At 57.3% G+C, this 323-nt stretch carries 1 protein-coding gene; it reads right to left on the reverse strand.

Going from position 1 to position 323, the window contains the following annotated elements; translation table 11 throughout:
- Window positions 1-323, reverse strand: a 323-nt coding sequence (locus CQ12_RS45490; RefSeq protein WP_198164362.1) for a hypothetical protein, incomplete at both ends; no start/stop codon positions are given.

The raw sequence follows: 323 nt of genomic DNA on the forward strand, positions 1-323 counted from the left end.
GAGCGCCACATTTCGGACGAAACGAGCTCCAAGCCCTCCTTCACCGCCAGCCAGCATCCCCGGGAGAAATTCCGCGCCCGTTTTGGTATATGCACCAGCAAGCGTTTTCGGATCATAGAATGCAAGATTGCTCGGATCGTTGTCCTTGACAGTATTCAGGACATCTTGCGAAGTCGGCGCGTTTGCAAGCAATCGGCCGCCCGGCAGAGCATAGCTCGCGGCATTTGCCACGTTCTTGACCGTCGAAGGATCAAAGCCGAGTTTTGAACCGGCATAATCGACGGCACCTCCTAGCACGCTGCGCACATCGCCGACTGCGCCGA

The sequence above is a fragment of the Bradyrhizobium jicamae genome (assembly GCF_001440395.1).
GTDB classification, from domain to species: Bacteria; Pseudomonadota; Alphaproteobacteria; order Rhizobiales; family Xanthobacteraceae; genus Bradyrhizobium; species Bradyrhizobium jicamae.